Annotated in this window: 15 protein-coding genes; 9 read left to right on the top strand and 6 right to left on the bottom strand. The window is 56.1% G+C overall.

Features of this window, described 5'->3' with window-relative positions:
* The first annotated feature begins 12 nt into the window (after positions 1-12).
* From ntrX to hflX, 6 genes are all read left to right on the top strand, one after another.
* A complete protein-coding gene (gene ntrX / locus DL88_RS09025) occupies positions 13-1,380 on the top strand; it encodes a nitrogen assimilation response regulator NtrX (RefSeq protein ID WP_034994928.1) in 1,368 nt (455 codons plus the stop codon).
* Positions 1,381-1,655: 275 nt separating this feature from the next.
* Positions 1,656-2,222 carry a chromate transporter gene (locus tag DL88_RS09020; protein WP_051955781.1) on the top strand — a complete coding sequence of 189 codons (567 nt, stop codon included), beginning with the start codon at positions 1,656-1,658 and terminating at the stop codon, positions 2,220-2,222.
* Positions 2,219-2,743: a chromate transporter gene (locus DL88_RS09015; RefSeq protein WP_034994925.1), complete on the top strand. Its 525-nt coding sequence runs from the start codon at positions 2,219-2,221 to the stop codon at positions 2,741-2,743. The genes DL88_RS09020 and DL88_RS09015 overlap by 4 nt, the downstream gene beginning before the upstream one ends.
* Positions 2,744-2,876: 133 nt before the next feature.
* Positions 2,877-3,737: a D-amino-acid transaminase gene (locus tag DL88_RS09010; protein WP_034994923.1), complete on the top strand. Its 861-nt coding sequence runs from the start codon at positions 2,877-2,879 to the stop codon at positions 3,735-3,737.
* A gap of 363 nt (positions 3,738-4,100) precedes the next feature.
* Positions 4,101-4,355, top strand: a complete 255-nt coding sequence (hfq, locus tag DL88_RS09005; RefSeq protein ID WP_034994920.1) for an RNA chaperone Hfq — start codon at positions 4,101-4,103, stop codon at positions 4,353-4,355.
* A gap of 259 nt (positions 4,356-4,614) precedes the next feature.
* Positions 4,615-5,943, top strand: coding sequence for a GTPase HflX (gene hflX, locus DL88_RS09000; RefSeq protein WP_051955780.1), 1,329 nt, complete (start codon positions 4,615-4,617; stop codon positions 5,941-5,943).
* Between the two features lie 23 nt (positions 5,944-5,966).
* Here hflX and DL88_RS08995 read toward each other — a convergent pair whose 3' ends face one another.
* Entirely contained in the window at positions 5,967-7,154 is a 1,188-nt protein-coding gene (locus DL88_RS08995) for a vWA domain-containing protein (RefSeq protein ID WP_034994917.1), read from the bottom strand.
* A 69-nt stretch (positions 7,155-7,223) separates the two neighbouring features.
* Between DL88_RS08995 and DL88_RS08990 the strand changes: the two genes are divergently transcribed.
* On the top strand, positions 7,224-8,069 hold the full coding sequence (locus DL88_RS08990; RefSeq protein ID WP_034994915.1) for an AAA family ATPase: 846 nt from the start codon (positions 7,224-7,226) through the stop codon (positions 8,067-8,069).
* Between the two features lie 16 nt (positions 8,070-8,085).
* Here DL88_RS08990 and mazG read toward each other — a convergent pair whose 3' ends face one another.
* From mazG to DL88_RS08975, 3 genes are all read right to left on the bottom strand, one after another.
* Positions 8,086-8,946, bottom strand: coding sequence for a nucleoside triphosphate pyrophosphohydrolase (gene mazG, locus DL88_RS08985; RefSeq protein ID WP_034994912.1), 861 nt, complete (start codon positions 8,944-8,946; stop codon positions 8,086-8,088).
* A gap of 185 nt (positions 8,947-9,131) precedes the next feature.
* Positions 9,132-9,803, bottom strand: a complete 672-nt coding sequence (locus DL88_RS08980; protein ID WP_034994910.1) for a cold-shock protein — start codon at positions 9,801-9,803, stop codon at positions 9,132-9,134.
* An 870-nt stretch (positions 9,804-10,673) separates the two neighbouring features.
* Complete coding sequence (locus DL88_RS08975; protein WP_051955779.1) at positions 10,674-13,115, bottom strand: thiamine pyrophosphate-binding protein; 2,442 nt, start codon at positions 13,113-13,115, stop codon at positions 10,674-10,676.
* A gap of 105 nt (positions 13,116-13,220) precedes the next feature.
* Between DL88_RS08975 and DL88_RS08970 the strand changes: the two genes are divergently transcribed.
* The gene (locus tag DL88_RS08970; RefSeq protein WP_034994904.1) at positions 13,221-13,688 is read left to right on the top strand and encodes an Lrp/AsnC family transcriptional regulator; all 468 of its coding nucleotides are present in this window, start codon (positions 13,221-13,223) and stop codon (positions 13,686-13,688) included.
* A gap of 159 nt (positions 13,689-13,847) precedes the next feature.
* Positions 13,848-14,432 (top strand): tetratricopeptide repeat protein, encoded by a 585-nt coding sequence (locus DL88_RS08965; protein ID WP_034994901.1) that lies wholly within the window; start codon positions 13,848-13,850, stop codon positions 14,430-14,432.
* 44 nt (positions 14,433-14,476) lie between these two features.
* Here the strand turns inward: DL88_RS08965 and DL88_RS08960 are convergent, their stop codons facing one another.
* Complete coding sequence (locus tag DL88_RS08960; RefSeq protein WP_034994900.1) at positions 14,477-15,274, bottom strand: MBL fold metallo-hydrolase; 798 nt, start codon at positions 15,272-15,274, stop codon at positions 14,477-14,479.
* Positions 15,271-16,095, bottom strand: a complete 825-nt coding sequence (locus DL88_RS08955) for a TatD family hydrolase (RefSeq protein WP_034994897.1) — start codon at positions 16,093-16,095, stop codon at positions 15,271-15,273. The genes DL88_RS08960 and DL88_RS08955 overlap by 4 nt, the downstream gene beginning before the upstream one ends.
* Positions 16,096-16,139 lie beyond the last annotated feature (44 nt).

Raw genomic sequence — 16,139 nt, 5'->3', positions numbered from 1 at the left:
AGATACGGAATTATGGGCAGCGACATTCTCATCGTAGACGACGAAACGGATATTCGCGAAATCGTTTCCGGTATCCTCTCGGACGAAGGATATGTGACGCGGACTGCGAAAAATTCCGACGAGGCGCTGGCACAGATCGAGGCCCGGCAGCCGGGGCTTTTGTTCCTCGATATTTGGCTTCAGGGTTCCAAACTCGACGGTCTGCAGCTTCTGCAAATCATCAAGGAGCAGAATCCAAGCCTTCCGGTCGTCATGATCTCGGGCCACGGCAATATCGAGACCGCCGTTTCCGCCATCAAATTCGGTGCCTACGACTTCATTGAAAAGCCGTTCAAGGCCGATCGCCTCGTGCTCGTCGCCCAGCATGCGCTCGAAGCCTCGCGGTTGAAACGGGAAGTCAGCGATCTGCGCGCGCGCAGTGGCGCGGTCAACAAGATCATCGGCAAATCGACCGCAATCAACCAGCTGCGTCAGGCCATCGAGCGTGTCGGAGCATCGAATTCGCGCGTCCTCATTACCGGTGCGGCAGGCTCCGGCAAGGAATTGACGGCACGGTCGATCCATGCGGCATCGAACCGGGCCAATGGCCCCTTCGTCATACTCAATGCGGCGACCATCGCCCCCGAGACGATGGAAATCGAACTGTTCGGCACCGAAGGCGGTGACGGCCATGGGCGCAAGATTGGTGCGCTGGAAGAGGCGCATGGCGGCACGCTCTATCTCGACGAAATTGCCGACATGCCACGCGAGACGCAGGGCAAAATCCTGCGCGTGCTGGTCGATCAGAACTTCCAGCGCGTCAATGGTTCGACGCGGGTCCATGTCGATGTCCGCATCATTTCGTCAAGCGCCCGCGATCTCACTGCGGCGATCACCGATGGCGCTTTGCGCGAGGACCTGTTTCATCGGCTCGCGGTCGTACCCGTCCGCATTCCGTCCCTGGCCGAACGCCGCGAGGATATTGCCGAACTCATCACCTATTTCATGGACCAGGTTTCGCAGATGACCGGCATGCCGCGCCGGGTTATCGCCGATGACGCCATGGCCGTTTTGCAATCACACGACTGGCCCGGCAACATCCGGCAATTGCGCAACAATGTGGAACGTCTGATGATTCTTGCGGCGGGCGATCCCACCGTCGCGATCACCGCTGACATGCTGCCGGCCGAGATCGGTGCGCTGGTGCCGGCCATGCCCAATGGATCCGGCGGCGAAAAGCTGCTCAGCCTGCCGCTGCGCGAGGCGCGCGAAATGTTCGAACGCGAATATCTCGTCGCCCAGATCAACCGTTTCGGGGGCAATATCTCACGCACGGCGGAATTCATCGGGATGGAACGCTCGGCGCTGCATCGCAAATTGAAATCCTTGAGAATCGATTGAGTGAGAATCGATTAGAGCGTTTCGGATATATCCAGAAACGCTCTACTCAAAGAACAAGAGCATTTTCAGAGCTATGGAATCGCGAAGCGATTCAAGATCAATGCAAAATGCTCTAGAGCATGTTCGGATGTTTCCGAACTGCTCCACTTGGAAAAGTTAGAGCATTTTCAACGATTTTGAATTGCATAGCGATTCAATCCGAATCGAAAATGCTCTAGGTGAGAATTTATTGACGCGGCTCGATAATTTTCAGCCAATCTTTCGTTGAAAATACCATGATGGCTTCCACGGCTCAGGCCTCGAAAATCCCTTCTCGCGTGGCTCTTTTCCTGGCTTTCCTGAAAATCGGCCTGCTCGGCTTCGGCGGTGTCGCGGCCTGGGTTCGGCGGATCGTCGTCGAGGAACGCCATTGGCTGGGGGATCGGGAATTTTCCGAACTCTTGGGAATCGCCAATGTCCTGCCGGGCGCCAATACGGTGAATATGGCGATCCTCCTCGGTGATCGCTACCGTGGCTTGACGGGAGCGCTTGCCGCTCTGACGGGTCTCCTCGCGATGCCTCTCACCATCCTGCTCGGCGTCGCCTCTCTCTATGATCATTTCGCCACTATGCCTGCGCTCAACAACGCCCTTTCGGGAGCGGCAGCCGCAACGGCAGGGCTGATCATCGGAACGGCAACGAAGATCCTGCGATCGATTTGGCCAGACGCCCATGTCCTGCCGATCGCTTCAGTCGTTTTTTTAGCCATCGGCTATTTCCGCTTTCCCTTCGCGCCGACCATCGCCTGTCTCGTTCCCATCAGCCTCGCCGCCACCGTTCTTCTCTCCAGGAGAAAGGCATGAGCGAGGCTCTGAAACAGATTGCGGTAACCTGCGCCGAGGCATCGCTGCTGGCGATCGGCGGTGCGACCGCCACGCTGCCGGAAATCCAGCGGCAGTTCGTCGATCTTCACCATTTGCTGGATTTTTCCACTTTCGTGCGGCTGATCGCCGTGGGGCAGGTGACACCGGGCCCAAACTGCATCGTCATCAGCCTGCTCGGCTGGCAGATCGCGGGTTTCCCCGGTTTCATCGTGGCGACGATTGCGTTTCTTCTTCCTTCTTCCCTGTTGGCATTCGCCGCGGGGCGCGTACTCGCGCGCTACGCGCAGCATGCCGGGCTTGTGATCCTCCGCAAGGCGCTGGCACCGATCGCCGTCGGGCTTCTTTTCGCGACAGGCGCAATTCTCGCCGGAGAAGCCTGGCACGGCTCGATGAGCCTAGTCATCACCGGCTCAATGATCCTCGTGACGAGTTTCACGAAAATCAATCCTTTATGGGGAATAGGCAGTGGCGCGCTTCTCGGGTGGATCACCGGATTTTGAGCCCGGACAATTGCTTCGGTCGTAAGGAGACGCATATTTCGCAGCTGCATCAGATTTGTCGGAAAGGATGTCTTGCCATCACATGCAACTTGGCCGATCAAGGCCGAAGATTGATTCTTCCAGGAAAGCATGTGTGAGCCGGATCTTTTATCTCAATGGCCGCTACCTTTCGCGGAGCGAAGCCAATATCAGCGTCGAGGATCGCGGCTTTCTTTTCGGCGACGGCGTCTATGAAGTCATTGAGATCCATCGCGGTGCTCTCATCGACGAAGTACGGCATTGTGAAAGACTCGACCGTTCCCTGGCGGAATTGCGGATCGACTGGCCGATGGGGCAAGCGCCGTTCGCCCGCGTTTTGCGTGAGGTCATCGTCAGAAACAAGGTCGAGAACGGTTTTCTCTATATCGAAGTGACGCGCGGCGTCGCGCCGCGCGAACATGTCTTTCCGAACCCCGGCGTGCGGCCCAGCCTGCTCATCAGCGCCAAATCCGTCGATCGCCAAAAAAGCGAAATCACAGCGCAAAAAGGTATCCGTGTCATCAGCCTGCCTGATTTGCGTTGGAAACGGGTCGATATCAAGACTATCAACCTGTTGCCCAACGTCCTCGCCAAACAGGCGGCAAAAGAGGAAGGTGCCTCAGAGGCCTGGCTCGTCGATGAGGACGGACTCGTCACCGAAGGTGCGGCATCGAATGCCTGGATCGTCGATCAAGAGGGCACGATTCACACGCATCCGGTGGATCATTCGATCCTTCGCGGCATTACCCGCACAACCCTGATCGATATAATCGCTTCGCGTGGATGGCGCCTGAAAGAGCGCCGGTTCAGCCTGTCGGAGGCCTATGCCGCGCGTGAAGCCTTCATTACCGGCGCGTTGAGCCTCGTGATGCCGGTCGTGAATATTGATGGAAATGATATAGGAGCCGGCGTGCCTGGTCCGGTTTCGACCGAGCTGCGCCGGATTTTTCATGATATGGCAATTCGGACACACTAGAAGATCGCATCGCTGACGAAAATCGCCGCGCAATCAAAATCATTGAAAAATCTGCGGTCTTCAAAAAAGAGCAATTCAGAGATGTCCGAAAATGCTCCAGAGTATAGAGACGCGGCATAGCAAAATGAAACGTACTCTCTCAATCATTTTAAAGCGCGAGCTTGACAAAAACTGGCAACTTTTCGAGGCTGATGCTTTCAACGTCAATGAAAGCCCGCTGAAGGGAAAAAGATCTATACACTGGGTAAAACGGCGGCTTGCGGCTTCGTCACGAGGTCGCTCTAATAGCTGAACCGTCATCCCTGAAGAATTGCTTGCTTTATTCCGGTTAGGAAATCAGGACAACAAGAACAGGACCCGATAATGGCAGTGGACCGCCCGCAGAACCTGCAAGACACGTTTCTTAATTTCGTTCGCAAGAACAAGGTGCCCCTCACGATCTTCCTCGTCAACGGCGTCAAGCTTCAAGGCGTCGTCACCTGGTTCGACAATTTTTGTGTGCTGCTTCGCCGCGATGGCCACTCGCAACTCGTCTACAAGCACGCCATATCTACCATCATGCCCGGCGCACCGATCCAGATGTTCGAGCCGGGCGACGAAGCAACCAATGCCGGCTAGAGCATTTTCCAGAAACATTGAATCGCTTTGCGATTCCATAACTTTGAAAATACTCTAGTTTTTTGAGTGGAGCGTTTCTGGAAATATCCGAAACGCTCCAGGGCCGGGGGAGCTTCGATCCGCGAATAATAATGACCGTACCGGGAGTTTCCCCATAGACGCTTCGACTTTTTCACCATCTCCTGTGACTACCAGCACCCGTTCCGGCGCCGCGAATGGCGCGCCGGGAATAGACAGGCGCCCCACCAGAACACGCGCCATGGTCATCGGGCCCTATTTCAATCAAAAGCCCGCAAACCCTCTTATCCGCTCCGCAGAGCCTGCGGCGCGAACACCAGAAGCGCGCTTCGATGAGATTCTCGGCCTCGCCGAGGCGCTCGACCTCGATATCGTCGATCGCCGCATGGTGAGCCTCGCTGAAATCAAGCCCTCGACCTATCTCGGCAGCGGCAAGGTCGCCGAACTCGGCGAAGCCGTGAAGACAGCCGAAGCCGAATTGGTCGTCATGGACTGCGCCTTGTCTCCAGTCCAGCAGCGCAATCTCGAAAAAGCTTTCGCCGCGAAAGTCATCGACCGCACCGGCCTGATCCTCGAAATTTTCGGACGGCGCGCGCGGACCCGGGAAGGCAGCCTCCAGGTCGAGCTGGCGCATCTTTCCTATCAGAAATCACGCCTCGTGCGTTCATGGACCCATCTTGAACGCCAGCGTGGCGGCTTCGGCTTTTTGGGTGGTCCCGGCGAAACGCAGATCGAAGCCGACCGGCGGCTTTTGCAGGAGCGCATGACCCGGCTCGAACAGGAACTCGCCGGTGTCAAGCGTACGCGTGGTCTGCATCGCAAGACCCGGCGCGACGTGCCTTATCCGATCATCGCCCTTGTCGGCTACACCAATGCCGGAAAGTCGACCCTGTTCAACCGTCTGACCAAAGCGGAAGTGCTGGCGCAGAACATGCTCTTCGCTACGCTTGACCCGACCTTGCGCAGCCTTTCGCTTCCTCATGGATCCAAGGTCATCCTCTCGGATACGGTGGGATTTATTTCCGATCTGCCGACGATGCTGGTCAAAGCGTTCCACGCGACCCTGGAAGAAGTGCTGGAAGCCGATCTTATTCTGCACGTCCGCGATATCTCGCATCCCGACGCCGAGGCCCAGCGCCTCGATGTTGAGAATGTGCTTAGCGATCTCGGCATTGATACGGCGGATGAAGGCCATATTCTGGAGGTCTGGAACAAAGCTGATCTGCTCGACGATGATAGCCGCGAAACCGTGCTCAACAATGCTCGGCGCGATGAACGGCGGCCCATTCTCGTCTCGGCGCTGACCGGGCAGGGGATCGAGGCGCTGGAAAGCGAAATCGAGAGTCGGCTGGCGCAAGGACGCCTGTTCTTCGACATCACGCTCGGACCGGCGGATGGCGAAGGCCAGCATTGGCTGCATGAACATACGGAAGTCATGGGCAAGAGCTACGATGACGACGGCACCGTCCGCATATCGGTCCGTGTCGCACCGGAACGGGCCGAACCCATCCGACGCCGTTTTGGGGCGGCCGTGGTGGAGCAGGGCGCAATGGAATATGCAGGCCGATAAGCAGCGGTTCGCTGCCGGCCTGTTCAGCCGGTCAGCTCGCGCATCGCGCCGTCAAGGCCGTCGAGGGTGAGTGGGAACATGCGCCCACTCATCAGCCGTTCGATCAGGCCGATCGATTGCGTATACCGCCAATGCGCCCGCGGCGTCGGATTGAGCCACACGACATGGGGGTAGGTATCGGTCAGGCGTTTCAACCAGACCTGGCCTGGCTCGGGATTGTGATGTTCGACGGCGCCACCCGTCATGACGATCTCATAGGGCGACATTGCGGCGTCTCCGACGACAATGATCTTGTAATCCGCGGTATATTTGTGCAGCACGTCGAAAGTGGCGATCTGGTCCTCGCGCCGCCTCTGATTGCTCTTCCAGACCGCCTCGTAGAGGCAATTGTGGAAGTAGAAATAATCCATATGCTTGAATTCGCTCCGCGCCGCGGAAAACAATTCCTCCATCGCGGCCACATGCGCATCCATCGAGCCGCCAATATCGAAGAAGAGCAAAACCTTGGCGGCGTTCCGCCGCTCCGGCCTTAGCCGCACATCGAGAAAACCCTGTGATGCACTCGCGCGGATCGTATCGTCGAGATCGAGTTCCTCCGCCGCGCCAGTGCGCGCGAGCTTTCGCAGCCGCCGCAGGACGAGTTTCATGGAGCGTATGCCGAGTTCGACAGTACCGTCGAGATCCCTGAATTCACGTTTGTCCCAGACTTTCACCGCGCGAAAATTGCGGTTTTCGGCCTGACCGATGCGGATGCCTTCCGGGTGATAGCCGTAGGCGCCGAACGGGGAGGTGCCGCCGGAGCCGATCCATTTGTTGCCGCCCGAATGGCGTTCTTTCTGCTCGGCGAGACGCTGGCGCAGGGTTTCCATCAGTCTGTCCCAGCCGAGCGCCTGCAATTGCGCTTTCTCTTCCTCGGATAGAAATTTTTCCGCGAGCTTTCGCAGCCATTCGGCCGGTATTTCGGCGGTTTCTGCCGCTTGCGCCTCTGCCTGTCCCAATGTTTCCAGCCCCTTGAAGGAAGCCGAGAAGACACGATCGAACTTGTCAAAATGCCGCTCGTCCTTCACAAGGCAGCAACGAGCGAGATAATAAAAATCTTCTATCCTTCTGTCGGTAACCTCCTTCTCGAGGCCTTCCAGAAGAACGAGATATTCCCGCAAGCTGACTGGGACTTGAGCTTCGCGCAATTTCAGGAAAAATTTAAGGAACATGAGCGTCCCGCCATCCGATGATGTGCGGCATGAGTGTCTCCAAGAATGTTTCAAGGAAAATTATAGGCCATGCGTTTCACCGGCACAAAGTCCTATATCGCCACTGATGATCTGAAAGTCGCCGTCAATGCCGCGATCACACTCGAAAGGCCGCTACTCATCAAGGGTGAGCCGGGCACAGGCAAGACGGTGCTTGCCGAGGAAGTCGCAAGAGCGGTCGATGCGCCGCTACTGACATGGCATATCAAATCAACAACCAAGGCCCAGCAAGGCCTTTATGAATATGATGCGGTCTCGCGTCTGCGTGACTCGCAGCTCGGAGATCCGCGGGTTTCCGACATCGCCAATTACATCAAGCACGGGAAGCTCTGGGAGGCTTTCACCTCTCCCGCCCGACCGGTCCTGCTGATCGATGAAATCGACAAGGCGGATATCGAATTTCCCAATGATCTTCTGCTCGAACTCGATCGGATGGAATTCTTCGTCTACGAAACCGGCGAGACCGTGCGGGCAACACGCCGGCCGATCGTGATCATCACCTCGAATAATGAAAAAGAGCTGCCGGACGCCTTTCTGCGCCGTTGTTTCTTCCATTACATTAAATTTCCCGACGTCGAGGTGATGCAGGCCATCATCGATGTCCATTTCCCCGGCATCAAAAAACAGCTCGTCGAAGAGGCCCTTCGCATTTTCTTCGAACTGCGCGATTTGCCCGGTCTCAAGAAAAAACCATCGACGTCGGAATTGCTTGATTGGCTCAAATTGCTGTTGAATGAGGATATTTCCCCTGAAATCCTGCGCGGTAACGACGCGAAACAGGTGATTCCACCACTGCATGGCGCCCTGTTGAAGAACGAGCAGGATGTTCACCTCTTCGAGCGTCTGGCCTTTCTTCACCGGCGCGACAACCGTTGAACAAGGATGGAGGCTCTCAAGCTTCCGGCGGCTCCTTGGTTTTAACCTCTTGGGCTTTAGCCTCTTGCCAAAGTGCTTCCATTTCGGTGAGCTCGGCTTCCGCCAGGGTTCTGCCAGCCTTGTGCAATGCCGTTTCGATGAAGCCAAATCTGTGTTCAAATTTGGCATTTGTCGAGCGGATTGCGGCTTCCGGGTCCACATTCAAATGACGGGCTAGATTGGCGACGGTGAAAAGAAGATCACCGATCTCGCCACTGATCTCCAAGGCTGAGCCTCCCGCAATAGCGGCCTCGATCTCCAGCGTTTCCTCTCGCAGCTTGTCGAGAACCAGAGCGGCATCGTTCCAGTCGAAACCGACCCGTCCGGCTTTTTCCTGGAGTTTGACGGCGCGGGTCAGACCGGGCAGGGCGAGCGGCACATCCACCAGGAGGCTTTCCACTGGCGAGCCACTTCCTCCGGTTTCTTGCGGCTCAACGGCTTTGGCAGCCGCGCGTGCGGCTTTTTCCTCAGCCTTGATCTTCTGCCATTGCGCCTTGATTTCCTCAGGCGAGGCGGATTTGCGCTCACCAAAGACATGTGGATGACGACGAATCAATTTGGCGGAAATCGCCTCGACGACATTGCCGAAATCAAAAGCCTCTTCCTCCTCGGCAATCCTGGAATGGAAGACGACTTGAAACAGGAGATCTCCAAGCTCGTCGCACAGATCACCACGATCACCGCGCGTTATCGCATCGACGACTTCATAAGCTTCTTCGATCGTATAAGGCGCAATCGACGCATAGGTTTGCTGACGATCCCAGGCGCAGCCCGTTTCCGGCTCGCGCAAGGCACTCATAATGTCGAGGAGGCGCCGGATGTCGCGGGAAGGCTGCATATCAGGAGCAAGGCGGCAAGAAAGCGCGGCAAGAGAGCAGGGTTATTTATAGCAGATTGCATTGTAGTCGCGCTGCGCACGATGTCGCACCTTGTGCGGCCGAAATCGTCAGGCAACGAATGAGAAACACGCAATGCAAAAGAAGTGGAGACAAGCCTTGCTCCACTTCCGTCTCGATTTCTCGATTAATCGAGCGCGATGGAAAGCGCTTCGCGGCCCTTAGGCGTATCCACGACGCGCATGGTCACGGCCTGCCCCTCGGTCAGGTGGGGAACACCGGAGGAACCGAGGATGGAGATATGGACGAAAACGTCCTTGCCGCCATCATTCGACTGGACGAAGCCAAAGCCCTTGTTGTCATCAAACCATTTCACGGTCCCGGTGACCGAGACAGCGGTCGAAGGATCGGGAGCACGGCGCGGCGGACGCGGGGCGGCATCGCCAAACGAACGTTGGGGCGCACGCTCGGCGGCACCTGTCGTATCGACTTCTAGCACGCGCGTGACCTGCGCGCCCTTCATGCCGTTGCCGACATTGACCTTGAGTTTCGCGCCCGGAGGAACGGAATCATATCCTGCGGCCTGCAACGCACCAATATGCAGAAACGCATCGCCAGTGCCGTTGCTCAATTCAACGAAACCGAAACCCTTATCGCCCTTGAACCATTTGACGATAGCGTCGATTGGGGGGCTCGACGGTGCTGATGGTGCCAGTTCAGGACCACCGAAACCACCGGAAGACGGCCCACCGAAAGAGGGACGCGGCGAACGGCTGGGACGCGGCGAATCATAGGGCGAGGGCCCATCATCATCAAAACCACGCTTCTTGGGACCCCGGAAATCTCTACCTTTGCTCATGATATGCCTGCTTATCTGCGCCTATACTCGCCATACCCCGAAGCGGAGAATGCCCGCTTCCAAACCAGCCGACCATTTTGCACGTTGGGACCGACCGGAAATTGCTGCTCACAATGAAATTACAAACTTGGTTAAGATTTAGCATAGCACGAAAGGCCGGTCACCAAAAGGTGCCAGCCTGATTTTCAGCCATGGTAAGCGATAAAAATGCCATCAACCCTGTGTTTGCCTTTCCATAGCGAATTTCCTCTGCGCTTGCCATAGCTTAATTGATGCAGCACGAAGAAAACCCGCCGGGTGCATTGTCCGAAACCACCCAATAGCTGTGAATCTCCGGCCAAAATCGCAGGCCATGGCCATGTACGAGACAAGCACGCATGCTCGAAAGACCACGATTCATCCGACCGCCATCGAATCATTCGCGCAACTGCAACGTCTCAGTCGGGAAAAGGTTCAAATGAATTTGACGATTTCACCGTTTTTATCTGGATGGTCGAGACCAGAATGAAATTGCCCAATTGGCCGGCAAATCCAGAAAGTCTTCATCAGTGCGGTGGAAGACCCGCAGCCGGTCCACAGAGATGGGCAATGGAGAGACGCCGAGCAAATGCGATTTCAATCCCGGCGCCAGTCCCGGGGCGGCAATCGGCTGATGGAAGCATAAGGAATGATTTAAGAAATCCCGCATAACCTTCCAATTTGGCGAGAGAGCGTGTGCAGTCTGATTCGCATAAGGTACATTATGGAACTTCAACAAGTGGGAGTTCCATAAGGTCCGGGCTTTGCCGGCTGTGGCGATTTCGGCCGCCGAATCTACAAGTTCGGCGGCTTGGGTTTGGGGGTTGGCTTGGGCGCGGCAAGCTGGTGCCGTCACGGAATCGCGCGCAAATGTCGGATCGGCTTACCCATGGCCACACCTTGCGCGGCGGCGATAATGGCCTGAGTGTCGATCCCATAGTGCTTGTAGAGATCGGCGAGACTGCCGGATTGGCCGAAATGTTCCACGCCCAGCGCGCGCGTCCGGTGTCCATAGACCGAACCGAGCCAGGCTAGTGTGGCTGGATGGCCGTCGAGAACCGTCACCAGACCGCAATGGCTCGGCACACCTGCGAGCAGCCGTTCCACATGGCTGACAGCACCCGGATGGCCATTTTCCCTTGCGCGCTGCGCAGCTGACCATCCGGCATTCAGCCGGTCAGCCGAAGTGATGGCAAGCAAGCCAATATCCCGGCGATCTTCGCCAATAAGGCCCGCTGCTTCGATCGCCTGCGGCGCGACCGCACCGCTATAGGCAATGACGACCTGCGCATTGGGGCCAGGCTCGCGCAGCCAATAGCCGCCATTGATGATCGCCTCGGCAATCGCCTCGTCGATCAGCCGTTTCGGCTGTTCGATCGGGCGCGTCGACAGCCGTAAATAGACCGAGCCGCCCGTCGCATCGCGCAGCCACGTGGCCTCGTCGGGCTCATGCTCGCCGGAACGCTGCATATAATCGAAGGAAAAGTGTAGAATCGTCGCCAGTTCATCGACGAAGGCCGGTTCGAAACTCGCCAGCCCATCCTGTGCGAGACCGATGAGAGGTGTCGCAATGGATTGATGCGCGCCGCCTTCAGGTGCCAGTGTCAGGCCGGATGGCGTCGCGACAACCAGAAACCGTGCATCCTGGTAGCAGGCATAATTGAGCGCATCGAGTCCGCGCTCGATAAAGGGATCGTAAAGTGTCCCGACCGGCAAAAGCCTTTCGCCAAAAAGCGAATCCGCAAGCCCGAGCGCCGAAAGCATCAGGAACAGGTTCATTTCCGCTATGCCGAGTTCCATATGCTGGCCGTTCGGCGAAAAATCCCAATTGAAGGTCGAGGGGATCCGCTCTTTGCGAAAGAGATCGACCATTTCCTCGCGGGCAAACAGGCCCCGCCGGTTGACCCAGGCACCGAGATTGGTCGAGACGGTGACATCCGGCGAAGTGGTCACGATCCGGCGCGCAAAATCGCCATCGCCCTTGGCGATCTCGTGCATGAGAAGTCCGAATCCTTGTTGCGTCGACATCGACGCCTGCAAGGAAACGGGCAATTGTGCCGGGACAGTGATTTTCGCGGCCTGCAGCCGTCTTTGTCCCTGGCGATTGAACGGCGCGGCCTTGATGAAGGCACCAAGAATATCCTGCGGCAGAGACAGCCCTTCGAAAGGCTCCCATTCATGCCCTGCCCTGATCCCCATACTTTCACGCAGGCTCTCCACCTGCGCCGGCGTCATCAGCCCAGCGTGATTATCCTTGTGACCGGCCAAGGGCAGACCATGACCCTTGATCGTATAGGCGATGAAACAGACCGGCCGGTCATGCGTCCGTGCCTGCGCAAAAGCCTCAAGCAAGGCGGGCAGGTCATGACCGCCGAGATTGGTCATCACCTGCGCAAGTTCCGCGTCTGAATATCGATCGATGAGCGCCGAGACGGCGCCCTGGTCGCCGAGATCATCCAGAAGCTTTTTGCGCCAGGCCGCACCACCCTGAAAAGTCAGAGCCGAATAAAGCTGGTTCGGACAGGTCTCGAGCCATTCGCGCAATTTATCTCCGCCTGGCTCGGCGAAGGCCTTTTCGAGGAGGCTGCCATATTTTAGGAGGACGATGTCCCATCCGAAATCGTGAAACAGGGATTCGAAACGCTGCCAGAGGCCTTCGCGCACCACTGCATCGAGGCTTTGGCGGTTGTAATCAACGATCCACCAGCAATTGCGCAGGCCATGTTTCCAGCCTTCGAGCAAGGCCTCGAAAATATTGCCTTCGTCCATTTCGGCATCGCCGATCAGTGCCACCATCCGGCCTTCCGGCCTCTCAAGTCCAAGCCCCTTGGCGCGAAGATAATCCTGAACCAGCGAGGCAAAGAGGGTCTGCGCCACGCCGAGCCCGACGGAGCCAGTCGAGAAATCGACGTCATCCACATCCTTCGTGCGCGAGGGATAGGATTGGGCGCCTTTGAAACCGCGAAAATTCTGCAGCTTGTCGAGCGTTTGATTGCCGGAGAGATATTGAATGGCGTGAAAGACGGGGCTCGCATGCGGCTTCACAGCCACTCTGTCTTCCGGCCGCAAGACCGCTAAATAGAGTGCCGTCATGATGGTGTTGAGAGAAGCCGAAGACGCCTGATGGCCGCCGACTTTCAGACCATCGGCATGGTCGCGCAGATGATTGGCATTGTGAATCATCCAGGTGGCAAGCCAGAGAGTCTTGCGTTCAAGTTCCTTGAGACAGGCGATAGTTTCGTCCACGGCGGCTCCTCCAGATCGTGCTCCTGGGATTGAAGCCCCGGGATCCATGTCTTGAAGGTAATGGACGCGCTGGAAGAATTGTGGCCAAATCGAGCTTTGAATAAACCCTTCTTTGGCTGAATAAGCTAAATCTTCTGCAGAAAGTGGCGAAAGATGGCAAAGTCAGAGATCGACGCGATAGACCGGAAAATCCTTGCCGCTCTGCAGAAGGATGCCCGCCTGACGACGGAAAGGCTGGGCGAAATCGTCGGCCTGTCGCCCTCCCCTTGCGCGCGGCGGGTCCGCCTGCTGGAATCCGCGCAGATCATCAAGGGCTATGTCGCCGTCGTGGATCAGGTGAAGGTCGGCCTGCCGATCAGCGTCTTCGCCTCGATCAAGCTGGAGCGCCAACGGGAGGATGAACTCGACCGTTTCTCAGCCGCCGTCATGCGCTGGCCGGAAATCGTCGAATGCTATCTGATGACCGGCCAGCGCGATTATCTCCTGCGCATCGTCGTCGCCGACCTTGCCGCCTATGAAACCTTTCTCAAGCAGAAACTGACGCGCCTCGAAGGCGTGGCCTCGATCGAATCGAGCTTCGCGCTTGGGCAGATCAAGAATGCGCAGGCTCTGCCTCTGTAGACTTATATCGAACAGAAATATTAAAGAGCTACACCTATGCAAAACCTCTTAAAATCGCCAGATTTACTTTATAAAATAGGTTTATTTTTATCAATTTTCAGTATTATTATAGCGCTTGTCTCAAGTTGTATCACCATCTTTCAAGTGCGAAAATGGATCATGATAGCATCATTTTTATTTACAGCCGTAATAGGTTTATTTATTATTATAATAAATGATAAAATAAGCTCAATACAAGCGACAGTCATGAACCAGCAGTCTAACAAAATAGATATGCAGGAAAATAAAATTTATCAACAGAATGAAAAAATCTCCAGCCTAGAGAAAAATATTCTCGCATTAAAAGAACATGAAAAAGATCTTAAAGTGAAACTTAAAAACGCAGAGCGCGGTATTTCCGATACTTACGACTTTAATGGCGCGCATCGTCAAAATTTAGGTAGCGGACGTATCCAGACAACAATAGGGCACGAAACAGAGGTATTTGGAATAATAATTAGTTTATATAAAAATCAGGAATGGCCTAAGCTAGAAGATATTTGTGAAGGTCAAATTAAATTAACACCAAATTGGCTCACTCCTTATATGTTTTCCGGGATTGCTCTTGCTCAATTAGGCGAATACAAGAAGGCAGAAGAAAGACTAAGCTTTGTTGTAGAACAAGCTGGAAATGATCCAAGCTATCGAGATGCTGCTAATTTTTTAGAAGAAGTAAACAAAATACTTATAAATAATAAACATTGATATTTATTACCTCAAGAACTACAGTTGCCTTGAATTTCAACATCTCAAATCGCGATCTTCATCCTGTCATAGGCCGGCTCGATATGGGGCGGCAATTCGCTGCGTAATTGCTCAAAATCGAGATCAGTGTGCAGATTGGTCAGGATCGCGTGGCGAGGCTTGAGCTTTTCGATCCATTCCAGCGTCTCGCGCAGGCAAAAATGGCTGGGGTGCGGCGTGTAGCGCAAGGCATCGACGATCCAGAGATCGAGATTTTCCAGAAAGCCGACGCTTTCAGGCGGAATGCCAGCAACATCCGGCGAATAAGCGAAATTGCCGAAACGAAAGCCGAGCGCGTCGATTTCACCATGTTCGAGCCGGAACGGCAGCGCCTTGATGGCACCGCCCGCGCCATCGATCTCCACCGGCTCGCCGGCGACCAGCCGATGTTCATTGAGCAGAGGCGGATAATAGCTGCCCGGCGGGGTCTCGAAAATATAGGAAAAGGCTTCCCGCACATCGGCCGATGTCGCTGCATCCATATACAGATCAAGGCGCTTATGGGCCATAAGCACCAATGGCCGGACGTCATCCATGCCATGGGTATGATCAGCGTGCTGATGCGTCAGAAAGATCGCGTCGAGATGGCTGACATTTTCACCCAGCAATTGATCGCGCAGATCCGGCCCGGTATCGACGAGGATGCGGGTCTCGGCGCCGTCTTCGCCTTTTTGTTCGACGAGAATGGCGCAGCGCCGCCGCCTGTTCTTCGGATTGTTCGGATCGCAGGCACCCCAACCCTGCCCCACGCGCGGCACGCCGCCGGACGAGCCGCAGCCGAGAATGGTGATCTGCCGCTTCACGCCGCCTGCCCCGCAAGGTTCTCGCCGGATCGTGCAATATCATCGAGCGGTGGCATCTTGTCGAAGAGGCGCAGGGCATTTGCTGTCGTCACGGAGCCGAGTTCCTCCACCGACACGCTCTTGACCTCCGCGAGAACCTTGGCGGTCTCGGCGACATAGGCCGGCTCGTTACGCTTGCCGCGATAGGGCACCGGCGCGAGATAGGGTGCGTCGGTTTCGACAAGCAGGCGATCGAGTGGCAAGCGATCGGCGATGGCGCGCAATTCCTCGGATTTCTTGAAGGTGAGCACGCCGGAAAAGGAGATCGAAAGGCCAAGATCGATGGCCGTTTCCGCAAGCGCGAGTGATGAAGTGAAACAATGCAGAAGCGCCTTGAAGGCGCCCTGCTTCATCTCTTCGGTCAGAATGGCGGCCATATCCGTATCCGCCTCGCGTGAGTGGATGATGAGCGGAAGGCCGGTTTCCCGCGCCGCCGTGATATGGGTGCGAAACACCCGGAGAGCGATATCGCGCGGCGCGTCGTCATAATGATAATCAAGGCCAGTTTCGCCGATGCCGACGCATTTGGGATGGGCGGAGAGATCGATCAGCCGCGCCAGTGTCGTTTCCTCGCCCTCATGGGCGTGCATCGGATGCGTGCCGACCGAGCAATAGACATCCTCATAGGTCTCCGCGATTGTGCGAATCTCGTCGAAACGGTCGAGCCTCGTCGAAATCGTAATCATGCGCTTGAGACCGGCCGCACGCGCACGCGCGACGACGGCATCACGCTCGGGCGCGAAATCGGGGAAATCGAGATGGCAATGACTGTCGATCAGCATTCTGGTCTCATTTTTCCGTCTTTGGCCATTTCCTATTGACCACA

Source organism: Beijerinckia mobilis, assembly GCF_000745425.1.
Taxonomy (GTDB): domain Bacteria; phylum Pseudomonadota; class Alphaproteobacteria; order Rhizobiales; family Beijerinckiaceae; genus Beijerinckia; species Beijerinckia mobilis.
The sequence above is the reverse complement of the archived record's forward strand: the minus strand, read 5'-3'. Positions and strand labels throughout refer to the sequence as shown.